The sequence below is a fragment of the Methylibium rhizosphaerae genome, from assembly GCF_006386545.1.
GTDB lineage: Bacteria > Pseudomonadota > Gammaproteobacteria > Burkholderiales > Burkholderiaceae_C > Pseudorivibacter > Pseudorivibacter rhizosphaerae.
Genome location: NZ_SWAR01000124.1, coordinates 1 through 1,376 on the forward strand (window position 1 = coordinate 1; position 1,376 = coordinate 1,376).

Below are 1,376 nucleotides of genomic sequence, written 5' to 3' on the forward strand. Positions count from 1 at the left end.
GTCACCCACCGCCGCCCTACGGCCGTAGCGGTCAGAGGCCCAACGCCGTCGATGGCGCCGATCTTGCGACACAGGTCGGAACTGGACATCAGCTGCTTCACTTGCGCGTCGGCCTTCTCGATGCGCTGCTCGATGCGCTGCTCGATGATCTCGAGATGCTCCAGCGACTCGACGAGGAGGCTGCGGCAGACCTCACAGATCTCACCGTCGGATGCCGCAAGGACCGCAGGCATGGCGCGGTGGAAGGCTGCCGGCGACTTGGCGACGACGACACCGCGCTCGGCCAGGATGCCTCGCACGTGGTTGATGACCGCGGTGCGCTGGTGCACGTACAGCTGACGGACGCGATGCAGCGCTTGGATGTCCTGCTGCTCGACGCTCTTGACTGCGACGAACCTCATCGTCGGACGGCTGGCCGCCTCGACGATCCCTTCGGCGTCGTTGCGGTCATTCTTGTTGGTCTTCACGAACGGGGCGACGAACTGCGGGCTGATCAGCCTGACCTCGATGCCATTCGCAAGCAGCTGGCGCCCCCAGTGGTGGGCGGAGGCACAAGCCTCCATGACAACGAGTCTCGGTTGCAGGCCGAGGATCGCCTGCAGGAGGCCAGGACGGCTGACCTTCGAGCGGTGCATGACGGCCCCACCGCGAGTGGCTCCGTGAAGCTGGAAGACTCGCTTGGCCAAGTCGATACCGAGAACGTCGATGTGCATGGTGGCCTCCGATCTGCATCTGCGGAGCGACAGTGTCGTCCCCGAAGGGGCGTCGGGTCCATCTCAGTAGCAGTGGTTCGGGCTGAGCGATCCTGCGATGGAAGAGGCGCTGCACGACGTGCCGCTGTACCGGGAGTTCGCCAAGCTCGACGGCATGACCGCCCGCCTGCCCGACGAGACGACCATCCTCAGGTTCCGGCACCTGCTGGAGCGGCACAACCTGGCAGTGGACATGCTGCGGGTGGTCAACGACATCCTGCAGGCCAAGGGCATGCTGATGCGCACCGGCACCGTGGTGGATGCCACGCTGATCTCGGCGCCCAGCTCGACCAAGAACATCGAAGGCGAGCGCGATCCGGAGATGAAGCCGACGAAGAAGGGCAACAACTGGTACTTCGGCATGAAGGCGCACATCGGCGTGGATGCCGCTTCGGGGCTGGTGCACACGGTCGTTGGCACAGCGGCCAACGTCAACGACCTCAATGTCGCCGGGCAACTGCTGCATGGCGAGGAGTACGCGGCCTTCGGCGATGCGGGCTACCAAGGCGTGCACAAGCGGCCAGAGGCCGCAGGCCCGACGTGGCACGTGGCGATGCGCCCGGGCAAGCGCAAGAAGCTCAACCCGTTCATCGAGCCTGACTTCATCGCCGAGCGCGTGGAGAA

2 pseudogenes are annotated in these 1,376 nt (G+C 65.3%); one reads left to right on the forward strand and one right to left on the reverse strand.

Annotation, left to right across the window (positions count from 1 at the left end):
- A pseudogene (locus tag E8D38_RS27710) lies at positions 1-713 on the reverse strand (IS110 family RNA-guided transposase); the annotation flags it as partial.
- Between the two features lie 70 nt (positions 714-783).
- Between E8D38_RS27710 and E8D38_RS27715 the strand changes: the two are divergent.
- Positions 784-1,376, forward strand: a pseudogene (locus E8D38_RS27715) (IS5 family transposase); the annotation flags it as partial.